Raw genomic sequence first — 13670 nt, 5'->3', positions numbered from 1 at the left:
AAATAACTGATATGACCCAACTAAAATTCCACTGGACTAAACAAGCTCAACATAAAAATGCCCGTGCGGGAACGTTGCATACTGCGCATGGTGATGTTCAAACACCCACCTTTATGCCCGTTGGCACGGTTGGCACTGTCAAAGCCATGACAATGGATGCGGTTCGCTCTACGGGTGCTGGCATTGTATTGGGAAATACCTATCACTTGATGTTACGCCCTGGGGCTGAATTGGTTCATGAACTTGGGGGATTACATAAATTTATGGATTGGCCTGGCCCGATCTTAACAGATTCCGGTGGATTTCAAGTCATGTCTTTGGGGGATTTGCGCAAACTTGATGAAGATGGTGTTACTTTTCGTTCACATATTGACGGATCTGCACATCGGTTAACCCCAGAAAGTTCAACCGATATTCAATATTTGTTAGATGCTACTATAACCATGTGCTTTGATGAATGCCCGGCCTTGCCTGCCAGTTATGAGGCCATTGCTAAATCAATGCGAATGTCAATGCGCTGGGCGGAACGTTCACGCAAGCAATTTAAAAACCGCCCTGGTTATGCCCAATTTGGTATTATCCAAGGCGGTACTGAACCTGATTTACGTGCTGAAAGTGTCGAAGCCTTAACCAATATAGGATTTGAAGGCTATGCCATTGGGGGTTTGGCTGTTGGCGAACCTCAGGAACAAATGTTTTCCACCCTTGATTTTACCACCCATTTAATGCCGACAGACAAGCCACGTTATCTGATGGGGGTTGGTACACCTGATGATATGCTTGGGGCTATTGAACGTGGTGTGGATATGTTTGATTGCGTCATGCCCACCCGTGCTGGACGAACGGGTCGTGCCTATACCAGTTATGGCACGTTAAATATGAAAAATGCATGTCATATTCATGACCCCAATCCTATTGATCCAGAATGTGATTGTCTCGCATGTTCCAAACACAGCCGTGCTTACATTCACCATTTATTCCGTAGTAAAGAGATCCTTGGGGCAATGTTGCTGACATGGCATAATATTGCCTATTATCAACGCCTGATGCGTATTATACGACAAGCAATTATCGATGACAATCTTTCTGAAATTGCAGCAACATTACGTGCCAACTGGGCACAATAAAAATAGTTATAAAAAGTCAGTAATATTAAATTTATTTTTATAACCATGAAAATAAATTTAATATCATATACCGATAAATTAAAGGTTATATTTCACATTCATAGGAAATATCATGGGTTTTCGTTATAAACTGACCAAAAGATTATGTTACATATTTATAACTATTTTCATTATAGGGGTTACTATGATTAATACAAATAACGCAAAATCAACACCTTTACACGAAGCTGTTCGTAATCATGATGTCAAAAAAGTCATGGAACTTGTTAAAACAGAAGAAATAGAAGCACGCGATGAACAGGGCAGAACAGCATTAATGATTGCAACTCAACAAAACCATGCAAAGATTGCAAAAATATTAATTTTTGCTGGGGCGGATGTGAATGCCAAAGATAATATCCAAGATACACCTTATCTTCTGGCAGGTGCACAAGGGTATAACGATATCTTGAAATTGACCCTAGAGCATGGTGCAAATATCAAAGATACTAATCGCTTTGGTGGGAATACGATTATTCCTGCTGCTGAGAAAGGTCATCCAGAAACCGTCAAGATTTTATTAAAAGCTGGCGTTGATCCCAATCATATTAATAAACTAGGATGGACCGCATTATTAGAAACCATTATTTTAGGAAATGGGTCGCCTCTATATACTGAAATCGCTGATATTTTGATTAAGGGCGGTGCAGACGTAAATATCCCCGATGGCGAAGGCGTAACCGCATTACAGCATGCCAAGAAAAAAGGCTATCAAGAGATGGTTGATTTATTGATCAAAGCAGGCGCAAAAGAATAGCAAATCCAAGATTAAGCGCGATAAAACCTATATATGAATATAGGATAAAATCGCGTTTGATTTTATTAATTTAATCGTCATTGTTCTGTAATCTTAATCATATTTAAACAGTTTCTGAGTTTTTAAAATCTGTTAATGTTAAGTTAATTACAAACGTCCAATATTGGTTGAATAATCTCCCTCTCCATCTCTTTATAAACATTAGTTTCAAGGGTAATAAGATGGAAATTATTCCTGCTAATTAATATCTGACAATCGTAGAATTTATTCTTTTTTCTCTTGTTCTTTACGTGCTTTTATTTCAGGATTTTCTTGTGAAACCTGTTTTATTGAAATCATAAAATTATTAGGAACAAAATTCTGATCTTGTGATGCTTTATTAGGTTCAATACAACCCATATAAAAAGAAATCTGAACCGTGGGGTCTTTGTCCCATGTGTAAATATATTCTCCCTTATCACATTTCTCTTCATCAGAAGCTGGTGTCATCTTTTTTTCTAACAAAGTCAGATTTAAATCATTTTTAAAAATATTAGCATTCCAAGATGTAATAATACTATATGGCGTTAACGTTTCACGCTGTGCATCATCACTGACTAATGTAACAGAAGCATTACTCCACGGTTTTTGACGTTTGCGTAAACGGTTAATGATTTCAGCTTTTGCATTATGGATATTCTCTTTTTCTTCATCATTAAGTGTTCTGTAATATCCACCACCTCGACCAGAACCAGGAACCCAAGCATATTTATTATAATAATCAAGTTTCAGACTACTAACATACTCATAATGCTCTACAATAAGATTAAAAATACCCTTTTGATAAATGAGCTTTGCAGCTTCTGAAGAGTAATCATCCAATTCAACATCAATTTTAGTAAAAAAATCTTGTTTCCCAATAGGCTTATGCTCTGATAGCATTTGCATTGCGCTATTTAAAACATAAATTTAATCCTAATTTTCTTATGTAGTTAATACGTAACCATATTCCCAAGGTGAAGGTTTACTTTTCTCTGTTGGCTTACCATATAATGCATTTTTAGTAGGTGCATTGACAGTGTGATCTACGGCTTCAAATGCTTCAACACAAGTGACGTAAGTTATCATACAAAAAAAAGAAATCCCAATACTATACCATAAAATATATCGAAAGTTAGTTAAATCTATGAGTAATTTTCTTATAAGCCAAAATGGAGCATTAAGAATAAAATATATAATCATTTTAAGAAGTTGCATAAAAATTATTTTATCAAAACAAAAAAAATAGTTATAATCAAAGATCTTTAATATCATAATAGAAAATAAATTACATGAATGAATTAGAAAAATACCAATTTGAAATTTTAAAACGATATGTTCTAAATCCAAATGAGTTTGATCGATTGATCTTAGAATATAATTGGTCTCGCAATCAATTTGAAATTTTTATGAATATCTTAAACAATTTTGATGAAAAAGAGACTTTTACTTATCAAGATTTTGAAACTACTTTAAATAAAACACTTGGTATCAACTATCAAGGTACAAAAGTTATTATCACTTACTTATACAAAGCAAATCAATCTGACAAATTAGTATATAAATTTATTGAAAGTATGCGTAAAGAAGGTCGGCCTTTATCTTCAGAATATTTAAGCATAGAAAAAGAACTATTTGGCAAAAATATTGGTAAATAAAACGAAAGCTGTGGTCGACATTAACCACAGCTTCTCAAACCCTAGCCAGCAATCTTGGACATAAAATATCCAATGACCTGGTTATTATCGGTCAGTTCTGGATGGAAAGAGCTGACCAAGATATTCCCTTGTTCAGCCATGACAATTTTATCTTCGTAAGTTGCCAAGACTTTTACATCTTTGCCAACCGATGCAATATAGGGTGCCCGAATAAAGACGGAGGGAATGGCTTTGCCGACGTTCTCGATATCCAAATCCACTTCGAAGCTATCAATTTGACGACCAAAACCATTCCGCGTTACCGCAATATCGATCAGGTTTAATGGTTTCAATTTCTCTCCACCATCCGTAATGCCAGAACCGCACAAGATTAACCCCGCACAAGTTCCAAATACAGGATTGGTTTTGGCAAATTCCTGGATCGGTTCATATAAATTCACTTGTTGAATCAAACGACTGATCGCCGTTGATTCACCACCAGGAATAATCAGCCCTTGAACCGTTGCCAGATCAGCTGGAGTTTTAACGGCAATTCCTTGTCCGCCCAGTTGATTAATCTGACTGATATGTTCACTGACCGCCCCTTGCAGGGCTAAAACTCCAACTTTTTTAACCATTTTATTCGCTTCTATCTTGCATACGATCTGAACCGCTTAGATTTTTCATCTCAATGCCTTTCATAGCCTCGCCCAAACCTTTTGAAATTTCAGCAATCATTTTGTAATCTTCAAAATGGGTAGTGGCCTGCACGATTGCACGGGCAAATTTTTCTGGATTGTTGGACTTGAAAATACCTGATCCTACAAAGACACCATCCGCACCCAAAGACATCATCAAAGCCGCATCAGCTGGGGTTGCAACACCACCCGCAGCAAAATTTACAACAGGAAGTTTTCCCAATTCTTTAACTTGCTTTAACAATTCATAAGGGGCACCCAAATCTCTGGCAATAACCATCAATTCATCTTCTGACGCACCAACCACTTCTTTAATTTGTCCCTGCACCATACGCATATGACGCACGGCCTCAACAATATTGCCTGTGCCTGGTTCGCCTTTGGTACGCAGCATAGAAGCCCCCTCGCCAATACGGCGGAGTGCTTCACCAAGATCACGACAACCACAAACGAAAGGCACAGTATATTGGCTTTTCAATAAATGGAATTCATCATCAGCTGGGGTTAATACTTCACTTTCATCAATATAATCAACACCCATTGCCTCCAACACACGGGCCTCGGCAATGTGACCGATACGTGCTTTTGCCATTACAGGAATGGTTACCGCATTCATCACTTCTTCAACAATGGTTGGATCAGCCATACGAGCAACCCCACCCGCCGCACGAATATCAGAAGGAACCCGTTCCAAAGCCATAACCGCCACAGCACCTGCTGCCTCGGCGATTTTTGCTTGTTCAGCGTTAACAACATCCATAATAACGCCGCCCTTTTGCATTTGCGCCATGCCACGTTTTACGGTATCTGATCCAATTTTTTTGTTCATTTTTCTCTCCATTAACAAATTAACGGTATCATGAAGAAAAAAGAGTAAAAAGAAAACATCCAATTGGATTGTTTTTTACCCATCCAATTTTAAACAATAACTAACAATGCAGTCTATATTTCCTAAATATCAGTCCACTATACTGCAAACGGATTATCTTTATCACTGCTTTCAATTTATATGAAAAAACATATTGACTAAGAGTGCACTCTCAAATTTAGGATGATGATAAACGCTTAATTTTTCTTGTAAAAGGATGACAATATGCAGATGTTTTCGGCAAAGAAACTAATCTTATTGGGTTTATTAAACAGTCTGCTGTTTGGTTATCCTTTAATGTCAATCAAAGGTGCAGGCATGTCAAATAAGACCCAAAATTTTTATAGAAGTAGTCAGGTCTCTAGCCAAAAAATCACATTTTACAATCAGTATCATATGAAAGTTATAGGCAACTTATTCATACCTAATGATTTAAACAAAAATCAAAAATATCCAGCAATTATTGTCGGACACCCCATGGGTGCCGTCAAAGAGCAAAGTGCCAATCTGTATGCCACCAAAATGGCCGAACAAGGATATATTACGCTGTCCATAGATTTATCATTTTGGGGCGAAAGCGAAGGAACCCCAAGAAACGCAGTATCCCCAGATATTTATGCTGAAGATTTCAGTGCTGCGGCTGATTTTTTGGGCAGTGAACCATTTGTTAACAAAGAGAAAATTGGTGTTATTGGTATTTGTGGCAGCGGCAGTTTTGCCATTAGTGCTGCCAAAATCGACCCAAGGCTAAAAGCAATCGCAACGGTCAGCATGTACGATATGGGTGCTGCCAATCGTCATGGGCTGCGTCATTCTTTGTCACTGGAACAAAGGAAGCAGATTTTGCAACAAGCCTCTGCACAACGGGATGTTGAATATGCTGGTGGTAAAACTAAATATACCAGCGGCACACCTGAAAAAATAGACCAAAATTCTAGCCCTATTGAACGTGAATTTTACGATTTTTACAGAACACAAAGGGGTGAATTTATTCCTAAAAATCAAGATCCAGCTACAAATACGCATCCGACGTTAACCAGCAATGTTAAATTTATGAATTTCTATCCTTTTAACGATATTGAAACCATCTCTCCTCGCCCAGTTTTATTCATTACTGGCGATCATGCTCATTCACGTGAATTTAGCGAGGATGCCTATCAAAAAGCAGCAGAACCTAAAGAGTTATACATCGTTCCAAATGCGGGCCATGTCGACTTATACGACCGTGTTGATTTAATTCCTTTTCAAAAAATCACAAGTTTCTTTGATCATTATCTAAAGTAAATAGAACAACGGTTACTGCATCAAATATTATGTGGTAATCGTTTATTCAAGTATGTATCCTTAACGAATATACTCATTTATTTTTTTATAAAAACACCCTATTTGCTGTCATCATTAAATGTAAAACACTCTTTTCAAAACGCATTTGTTCATTCAAAACTTAATTGACTATTTATATTTATGTTCTACAAGAATTCGCGTTTATATGTAAATTTTGGAAAAGTTTTTTTCTTTGCTTTTACTTAATATTTTTTTTATTTAATAGCAATTTGTAATCTTTTGATATTAAGTAATAATTTACTTTACTTTTATTTTGTTTAAAGCAAATTTATGTGGAATCTTCCTTTATCTTCGTCCAAACCTCGATATCAGCAGGTTATTGACTTAATTGAACAAGCAATAATGAATGGACAATTATCACCTGGGGAGCGGTTGCCATCTGAACGGCGGATGAGTGTTTTGTTACAAGTTAATCGTTCAACCATTATCCGTGCATTAAATGAACTCACTGATCGAGGAATTATTATACGTAAAATTGGCAGTGGCTCTTTTGTTAATCCTGATAAATGGGGAGTGCAGGCCCACCCCTTAATGAATTGGCAGCCTTTGAAATCTGCGTATACTCAATTTCCCAAAGATGAATACCAATTACGCGTTCAACATTTACGTAAAGATGCTATAAAATCCAAAAAACCAATTCAAGATATGGCAACGGGTGATTTGGCCCCTTCTCTTTTCCCTAATCTTAACCTAACAGACCTACCGTTAAATCAATTACTGTCGCTTGAGCAAGATGAAGAAACTACACGATTGGGGCTGTATTCTTTTCGTCAAGCTGTGCAAAATCATATGCAGCAACGACTGGGATTATCCGTTGATTTATCAGAAATTCTGATTACGACTGGCACGCAACAGGCATTATTTCTAATTTCACAAACATTATTAAAACCTGGTGATCGCATCGGAGTTGAAGCCCCATCCTCGTTTTATCGTTTACCTATATTCCAAGCCACAGGATTACGGATTTGTGCCCTGCCCATGGATGAACACGGAATAACCCTGGCAGGATTAAAAGAACTGGTTGAAAAACATCCGATTAAAATGGTGTTTGTAAATCCTTTGTTTCAAAATCCAACGGGGACTTACATTCCACTCAAACGCAGGAAACAGATTTTAACCTATTGCCACCAATACCAAATCCCCATCATAGAAGATGACGCATGCAGTATGCTATCCTTTTCCCCAACCATTGATATCACCCCCATTAGGGCCCATGATACCCATCAACAAGTAATCTATATGGGGTCTTTATCCAAATATATGGGCAAAAATATTCGCGCGGGTTGGATTATCGCCCCCAAAGCCATTATTGCCCAGTTGGCGCATATTCGCCAACAAATTGATGGAGGGTTAAGTGTTTTACCGCAATTATTGGCCGAACATTATTTACGGCATCAATTAGATCAACATTGTGATTGGTTGACATCGCAGTTATCCCAAAAATCCATACAATTATGTCAATGGTTACAAGATTTTCACGCACAAGACCTTTCTTTTACCCCACCGCAAGGGGGATTATATTGTTATGCTAAATTTCACGAAAATCAAATCAAAGCAATGCCCAAAATATTACAAAATTGGCTGGATCAAGGAATAACCATTGCCAAGGGCGAGGAATTTGGTGGAAAAGCAGGAGAGATCCGTTTTAATATTTCCCAATTCTGATCAGCTTTTGATATGATATGCCAATCCATATCAAAATCATCTGTATTCAAATAATTAAGCCAAAGGCATGGTTGATTTTTCAATAATAGGAATTGGTTGATCGGATTTTCCTTTTCCCCTCACCCGATCCACCCAACATTTTTTTAAATTTAATTCCGCACGCGACGATATATTAGGCCCCAGATAAATTTTCTTTAGATAATTATGAGATTTTTTATCTTGATCATATTGATCGGCCAGATCAACTGCATATTCAACATATACCCTTTCATTATTTCGTTGTATGATTGTATCAAAGATTGAGGTCATATATAAAATACGGCATTCTGCCTCTTCTTCAAATGCAGCGTGTTTGGTTAAGTAAATAATGGGTAATAAAATAGTGGCCAAAGCATCATAGATCTCGTTTTGTTGGCAAATTCCGTCTTGTTCGATTAGGTCAACAATCTTTTTGATACTCTCTTTTATTTTATTCAGTTCGTTTTTGACATCTTGGGTAATTTTATTTATTTTCTCACTATATTCCAACCATGTTGTTTCGGGATCTTTGTCATCATTTTTTAAATAAAATGACAGTTTGCTTTTCTGTGCCACACTGATGTAATCCGTTCGTGGATTCATGTAGATACATCGAAATAAGGGTAATTTCTCTGATATTCTTTTTCGATCTTTTTGATCCGTCTTTACTGTTGAATAATCTTCTGAAATTTATGGTTTCTGTATGCTATTCATAGCTTTTGTCATTCCACCAGATAGCGAAGCCATATTAATATAAGATAGGGTTTGTGGATCCAGCGCAGCGTTAAAAAATGATGGGGCGACCACCAGACTGATCCCAGAGCCGTCAACATGATCTGTTTTTCCATACAGTCTGAATTGATTTAACGAATTTTCGTTCAGCGTAAAACTGGTTAAAAATGCCAACAAATCTGTGTTATAATTGGATGGAATATTTAATTCATTTAATAAGACTTTGCCCTCTGATGGATCATTCATATGATTGGCAACGCCCAAATGAAAACTGCCATTTTTAATGATAATCTCAGCGACCTTGGCACTGGTATAATGTGCGAATTGATCCTCTGCTTGTATTAAATTTGAGTGGGAATTAATATGCAAGCTGCTCCATATATTTGTTACACAGTCCTGGATATCTGTCAGACTGAAAATTAAATCTTTGCCTTTTGATAATTCACCCTTTAATTGATTCCCTAACAGAAAAACAGCGACTTGCTGAATGCTATAAATCGCTAGATCTCTTTGATAATTACCTGCTTCAAAGTCACACTGAATTTTGATTATTTCTTTAAAATGCTGCCTTGCTTGCTCTACTTGCCCTGCTTCATCAAAAGAAAGACCTAAATAGAATTGTGCCCAAACATATAACTGTTTGTCATCGTTGCGTTGAATATTAGCCCAATGCTGTCTTGCTTGCTCTACTTGCCCTGCTTTATTAAAAGAAAGACCCAGATTGAATTGTGCCAAAGCATATAACTGCCGATCATCGTCGCGTTGAATATTGGCCCAATGCTGCCTTGCTTGCTCTACTTGCTCTGCTTTATTAAAAGAAAGACCTAGATTCAATTGTGCCAAAGCATATAACTGCCGATCATCGTCGCGTTGAATATTGGCCCAATGCTGCCTTGCTTGCTCTACTTGCTCTGCTTTATTAAAAGAAAGACCTAGATTCAATTGTGCCTTAGCATAGTACTGTTTGTCATCGTCGCGTTGAATATTTTCCCAATGCTGCCTTGCTTGCTCTACTTGCCCTGCTTCATCAAAAGAAAGACCTAGACCGAATTGTGCCTCAGCATAGTGCTGCTGATCATCGTCGCGTTGAATATTTTCCCAATGCTGCCTTGCTTGTTCTACTTGCCCTGCTTCATAAGAAGAAAGACCTAGACAAAATTGTGCCAAAGCATAGTGCTGTTTGTCATCTTCGCGTTGAATATTGGCCCAATACTGCCTTGCTTGCTCTACTTGCCCTGCTTTATTAAAAGAAAGACCTAGACAAAATTGTGCCCAAGCATAGTGCTGCTTGTCATCGTCGCATTGAATATTTTCCCAATGCTGCCTTGCTTGTTCTACTTGCCCTGCTTTATTAAAAGAAAAACCTAGATAGAATTGTGCCTTAGCATATTGTTGCTGATCATCGTCGCGTTGAATATTGACCCAATGCTGCTTTGCTTGTTCTGCTTGCCCTGCTTTATAGCAATCACGACCCAGATCAAATTGTTTTTCTGCGTACGTCTTTTTGTTTTCATCTTTTTCTGGATCACTCATGTATATAGCTTCTCTTTATCGCGGGGAAAGTTACGCATCGGCCCCCTACATATATATCGGGTTTTTGATTAAAAACGGTTCTTTCTGCTATTTTTTAATCAACACCGACCCGTTGCAAAATAAAATTGAGATCGTAATAAATACTAATAATATATGGTTGTATTCGCAAGGCCCCTTAATTGAATAACATCGTTAATTAATTTAGTTATAAATGATGCTGTATAAAAATACCTGTGTTGTCGTATATACCCACAGGTAATTGTACACAGGGCTTTTGCTTAAAAAATTATCGCAACAATAATGCTGTCAAATACATGCCCAAGGCAAAGAAACTGTGAGCAATCAAATTTAAAATACGCACAGTCCAGGCATTAGGTAATTTTGATGCCGCAAATCCAATACCCAGGCCTGGTTGCAATAAAAACCACCCCGCCCCAACGGTCAAAATACCCCAGATCCAAGCAGGTAAAAAGGTCGGGTTGGTAAACCATGCCGCGCCACCATATAGGGCGAAAATAATACCGTATAAAATTCCGACTAAATAATGGCATGTCCAACCCAAAGCCAGCTCGTGCTGATAGGGTTCGGCCTGATTGATATCATTGTGGAAAATTTTCCCACTTTTTAAATGCCAAAACCATCGTCCAATCGGTGCCCAATTTGATTGCGATTGTCCTGGCAAAGTGCCAAAAACGACATCCCAAATATCCATCACAACCGTGGCACCCACCCCAATCAATACCCCACCAACAATAATATTCATTTTCCTGTTCCCAGACCTACATGATTAAAATTTATTCTTAGCCAGTCTATATTAAATTAACAAGACGATTTTTCTTTTTGAAATCTTAATATTATCAACTCTTTGATAGGCCAGTTACGAAGTAATCCAAAGCACACAATACGCTAATGTCTGTTATAAATTTGTCGAACAAGAAATTACTGATAAAATCTAAGTAATATTATAAATTTAATGACATATATTAATATGTTTGATAAAATATAAGTATATACTATAAAATTATACGTATATTTAATTAAAATATGTATTTCTACAAATAAATACCAATACATATTTATCTTATTTGAAACAATTATTTCATTTAGACTTCTATTTTAATTAGAACAGTTATCTTAAAGGAATTTATTATGTCTACACAATCTTTGCCTAATAATGCCAATTTGGCTTGTACATCGCTTATTATTAAAGACAAATCCAACAATGTTTATCACGGCAGAACGTTAGAATTTTCCGTCGATTATCCTTCTTATCTCAGCTTTTATCCATGCAACACCGTTTTTACCACCGTAGCCCCTGATAATTCTGCTGGTCTGACCTTTACCTCCAAATATAATATTTTGGGCATTACCATGCCTGCATCTAGTAAAGATGACCTTTGCTTTATTAATGGTTTTAATTGCGCTGGATTGGCTTTTGCCGCAAATATGTACAGCAGCTCTGTCACTCCAGATTTAAATCCAGAAGATTACTGCCGTTCGATCCCTGTGATCAAAATTGGGGATTGGGGTCTTGCCAGTTTTGCCACCGTGGACGAAGTTAAAGCAGCATTGCAAAAACAACCTGTATGGTCACCTGTTTTAGCCTCTATTGGTAATCGCACATCGCCTTTCCATTTTATCTTTTACGATAAAACTGGAAAATCAATTGTTATCGAATATGATAATAAGAAATTAAATATTTACGATAATCCAACAGGCGTCCTGACCAATGGTCCCGAATTTCCATGGCATCTAACAAACCTGAATCATTATACGATGTTAACAAACAAGGATGTGCCAACTTCAACAGCGTTGGGGAATCTTACATTGAAACAACCAGATTTAGGAAATTCTACTGCGAATTTACCTTCTGATGAAATGTCTGTTGGTCGATTTGTTAGAGCTGTATATTATTCGTCTTTTGTTAATAAAGTGGATAACCCTGATACAGCCTTAGTGGAATTATCCCATATTATGAATAAATTTGACCGTCCCAAAAATATTACTGTTGGCACAGACGGAGTTTACGAATATTCGGAATGGACTGCCCTTGCTGATTTAAGTCGTGGCGAGTTATTTATTCGGACTTATAACGATATCAATTATACGAAATATAGTTTATGCGACTTTAGATGTAAGCATGTACCCTATCATACCCAAGTAATTTAATTGTCATTAAACAATTACTTCTTTGAATATTCATTATAAATCCTAAAAACGATCATTGTTGTGGTGTTTTTAGGATTTTACCTTAATTCGAACTTTACAATTTTACTTTTAAAGAAGATTCAATAAAGGCATGAATATAGGGTAAATCCTGATCTTTCTTTCGCACCCCAACATGAATATGTTTGGCAATACCTACTTTGCCCAAGCGCACTGGGGTTATTTTAAATTTTTGCATATTTTCTAAAACCAGCCACAAAGGTAAAGCCGTCACCCCACGATGGCTTTCAACCATTTGCAAAATAATATCCGTGGTTTCAATCGTTTTGTGTTGGCTGGGCACAATCCCCGCGGGAATTAGAAATTGACTATAAATATCCAAACGATCTGTCGGTACTGGATAGGTTATCAATACTTCGTTCAACAAGTCAGCAGGTTCGACAGTTTTCTTATGTTTTAAACTATGGTTTTTACCAATCACCAGCACCTGTTCATAATCAAAAACAGGTTTAAATTGCAAATCTGTCTTAAACACCGGATCAGGGGTGACCAACAAATCAATTTCGTAGTTTTCCAGTGCATCCAATCCACCAAATTTAAATTTTTGCTTCACATCGATATCAATATTTGGCCAAGCCTCTAAATAAGGGGATACCACCTTTAATAACCATTGATAACAAGGGTAACATTCCAAACCAATACGCAATGTACCCGCTTTTCCCGCAGCATATTGCTGCATCATCATTTCCCCGTGATTTAGCTGGGGTAGGATACGATTAGATAAAGCAAGCAAATACGAACCTGCTTGGGTTAAACGTAAATAACGTCCATCCCTGATCCACAAAGAAACCCCTAATACCTGTTCTAATTTCTTCATTGTATGGCTTAGCGCGGACTGGCTAAGGCATAATGTATCTGCGGCCTTGGTTAAAGATTTCTGTTTGTCTAATTCTTGAATAATTTCCAAATGAATCCGCTCTATCATATTCCCTGCCATACTATGAATAATATTCATCGTTCAATGAATTAATATCATTTTCATTTCTAGATTATTCTTCATATCATACC

Annotated in this window: 14 protein-coding genes; 6 read left to right on the top strand and 8 right to left on the bottom strand. The window is 37.1% G+C overall.

Translation table 11 applies throughout. The features are described 5' to 3' along the window. The first annotated feature begins 11 nt into the window (after positions 1 to 11). Together tgt and QJV27_RS10605 are read left to right on the top strand one after the other, a co-directional pair. On the top strand, positions 12 to 1127 hold the full coding sequence (gene tgt, locus QJV27_RS10610) for a tRNA guanosine(34) transglycosylase Tgt (RefSeq protein ID WP_281448899.1): 1116 nt from the start codon (positions 12 to 14) through the stop codon (positions 1125 to 1127). Between the two features lie 184 nt (positions 1128 to 1311). Next, positions 1312 to 1923 (top strand): ankyrin repeat domain-containing protein, encoded by a 612-nt coding sequence (locus QJV27_RS10605; protein ID WP_281448898.1) that lies wholly within the window; start codon positions 1312 to 1314, stop codon positions 1921 to 1923. A 264-nt stretch (positions 1924 to 2187) separates the two neighbouring features. Here QJV27_RS10605 and QJV27_RS10600 read toward each other — a convergent pair whose 3' ends face one another. Continuing rightward, positions 2188 to 2844: a hypothetical protein gene (locus tag QJV27_RS10600; RefSeq protein ID WP_281448897.1), complete on the bottom strand. Its 657-nt coding sequence runs from the start codon at positions 2842 to 2844 to the stop codon at positions 2188 to 2190. A gap of 42 nt (positions 2845 to 2886) precedes the next feature. Then, positions 2887 to 3030, bottom strand: coding sequence for a hypothetical protein (locus QJV27_RS10595; protein ID WP_281448896.1), 144 nt, complete (start codon positions 3028 to 3030; stop codon positions 2887 to 2889). 203 nt (positions 3031 to 3233) lie between these two features. Between QJV27_RS10595 and QJV27_RS10590 the strand changes: the two genes are divergently transcribed. After that, complete coding sequence (locus QJV27_RS10590; RefSeq protein WP_281448895.1) at positions 3234 to 3599, top strand: hypothetical protein; 366 nt, start codon at positions 3234 to 3236, stop codon at positions 3597 to 3599. 41 nt (positions 3600 to 3640) lie between these two features. On the opposite strand, the gene pdxT is transcribed toward QJV27_RS10590, so the two are convergent. Then, positions 3641 to 4216, bottom strand: a complete 576-nt coding sequence (gene pdxT, locus QJV27_RS10585) for a pyridoxal 5'-phosphate synthase glutaminase subunit PdxT (protein ID WP_281448894.1) — start codon at positions 4214 to 4216, stop codon at positions 3641 to 3643. Between the two features lies 1 nt (position 4217). Further along, the gene (gene pdxS, locus QJV27_RS10580) at positions 4218 to 5105 is read right to left on the bottom strand and encodes a pyridoxal 5'-phosphate synthase lyase subunit PdxS (protein ID WP_281448893.1); all 888 of its coding nucleotides are present in this window, start codon (positions 5103 to 5105) and stop codon (positions 4218 to 4220) included. 264 nt (positions 5106 to 5369) lie between these two features. Here pdxS and QJV27_RS10575 point away from each other — a divergent pair, with 264 nt between their 5' ends. Continuing rightward, positions 5370 to 6428, top strand: a complete 1059-nt coding sequence (locus tag QJV27_RS10575) for an alpha/beta hydrolase (protein WP_281448892.1) — start codon at positions 5370 to 5372, stop codon at positions 6426 to 6428. A gap of 330 nt (positions 6429 to 6758) precedes the next feature. Beyond that, positions 6759 to 8153 carry an aminotransferase-like domain-containing protein gene (locus QJV27_RS10570; RefSeq protein WP_281448891.1) on the top strand — a complete coding sequence of 465 codons (1395 nt, stop codon included), beginning with the start codon at positions 6759 to 6761 and terminating at the stop codon, positions 8151 to 8153. A 54-nt stretch (positions 8154 to 8207) separates the two neighbouring features. Here the strand turns inward: QJV27_RS10570 and QJV27_RS10565 are convergent, their stop codons facing one another. From QJV27_RS10565 to QJV27_RS10555, 3 genes are all read right to left on the bottom strand, one after another. Next, on the bottom strand, positions 8208 to 8774 hold the full coding sequence (locus QJV27_RS10565; protein WP_281448890.1) for a hypothetical protein: 567 nt from the start codon (positions 8772 to 8774) through the stop codon (positions 8208 to 8210). Between the two features lie 87 nt (positions 8775 to 8861). After that, positions 8862 to 10436, bottom strand: coding sequence for a tetratricopeptide repeat protein (locus tag QJV27_RS10560; RefSeq protein ID WP_281448889.1), 1575 nt, complete (start codon positions 10434 to 10436; stop codon positions 8862 to 8864). A gap of 286 nt (positions 10437 to 10722) precedes the next feature. Next, positions 10723 to 11199, bottom strand: coding sequence for a DUF2938 domain-containing protein (locus QJV27_RS10555; RefSeq protein WP_281448888.1), 477 nt, complete (start codon positions 11197 to 11199; stop codon positions 10723 to 10725). A gap of 386 nt (positions 11200 to 11585) precedes the next feature. Between QJV27_RS10555 and QJV27_RS10550 the strand changes: the two genes are divergently transcribed. Then, positions 11586 to 12605, top strand: a complete 1020-nt coding sequence (locus tag QJV27_RS10550; RefSeq protein WP_281448887.1) for a linear amide C-N hydrolase — start codon at positions 11586 to 11588, stop codon at positions 12603 to 12605. Positions 12606 to 12699: 94 nt separating this feature from the next. Here QJV27_RS10550 and QJV27_RS10545 read toward each other — a convergent pair whose 3' ends face one another. Continuing rightward, positions 12700 to 13617, bottom strand: coding sequence for a LysR family transcriptional regulator (locus QJV27_RS10545; RefSeq protein WP_281448886.1), 918 nt, complete (start codon positions 13615 to 13617; stop codon positions 12700 to 12702). Positions 13618 to 13670: the final 53 nt, after the last annotated feature.

This window comes from Commensalibacter oyaizuii (assembly GCF_029953265.1).
GTDB classification, from domain to species: Bacteria; Pseudomonadota; Alphaproteobacteria; order Acetobacterales; family Acetobacteraceae; genus Commensalibacter; species Commensalibacter oyaizuii.
Note: the sequence above shows the minus strand (reverse complement) of the source record. Positions and strands in the feature narration are given on the sequence as shown.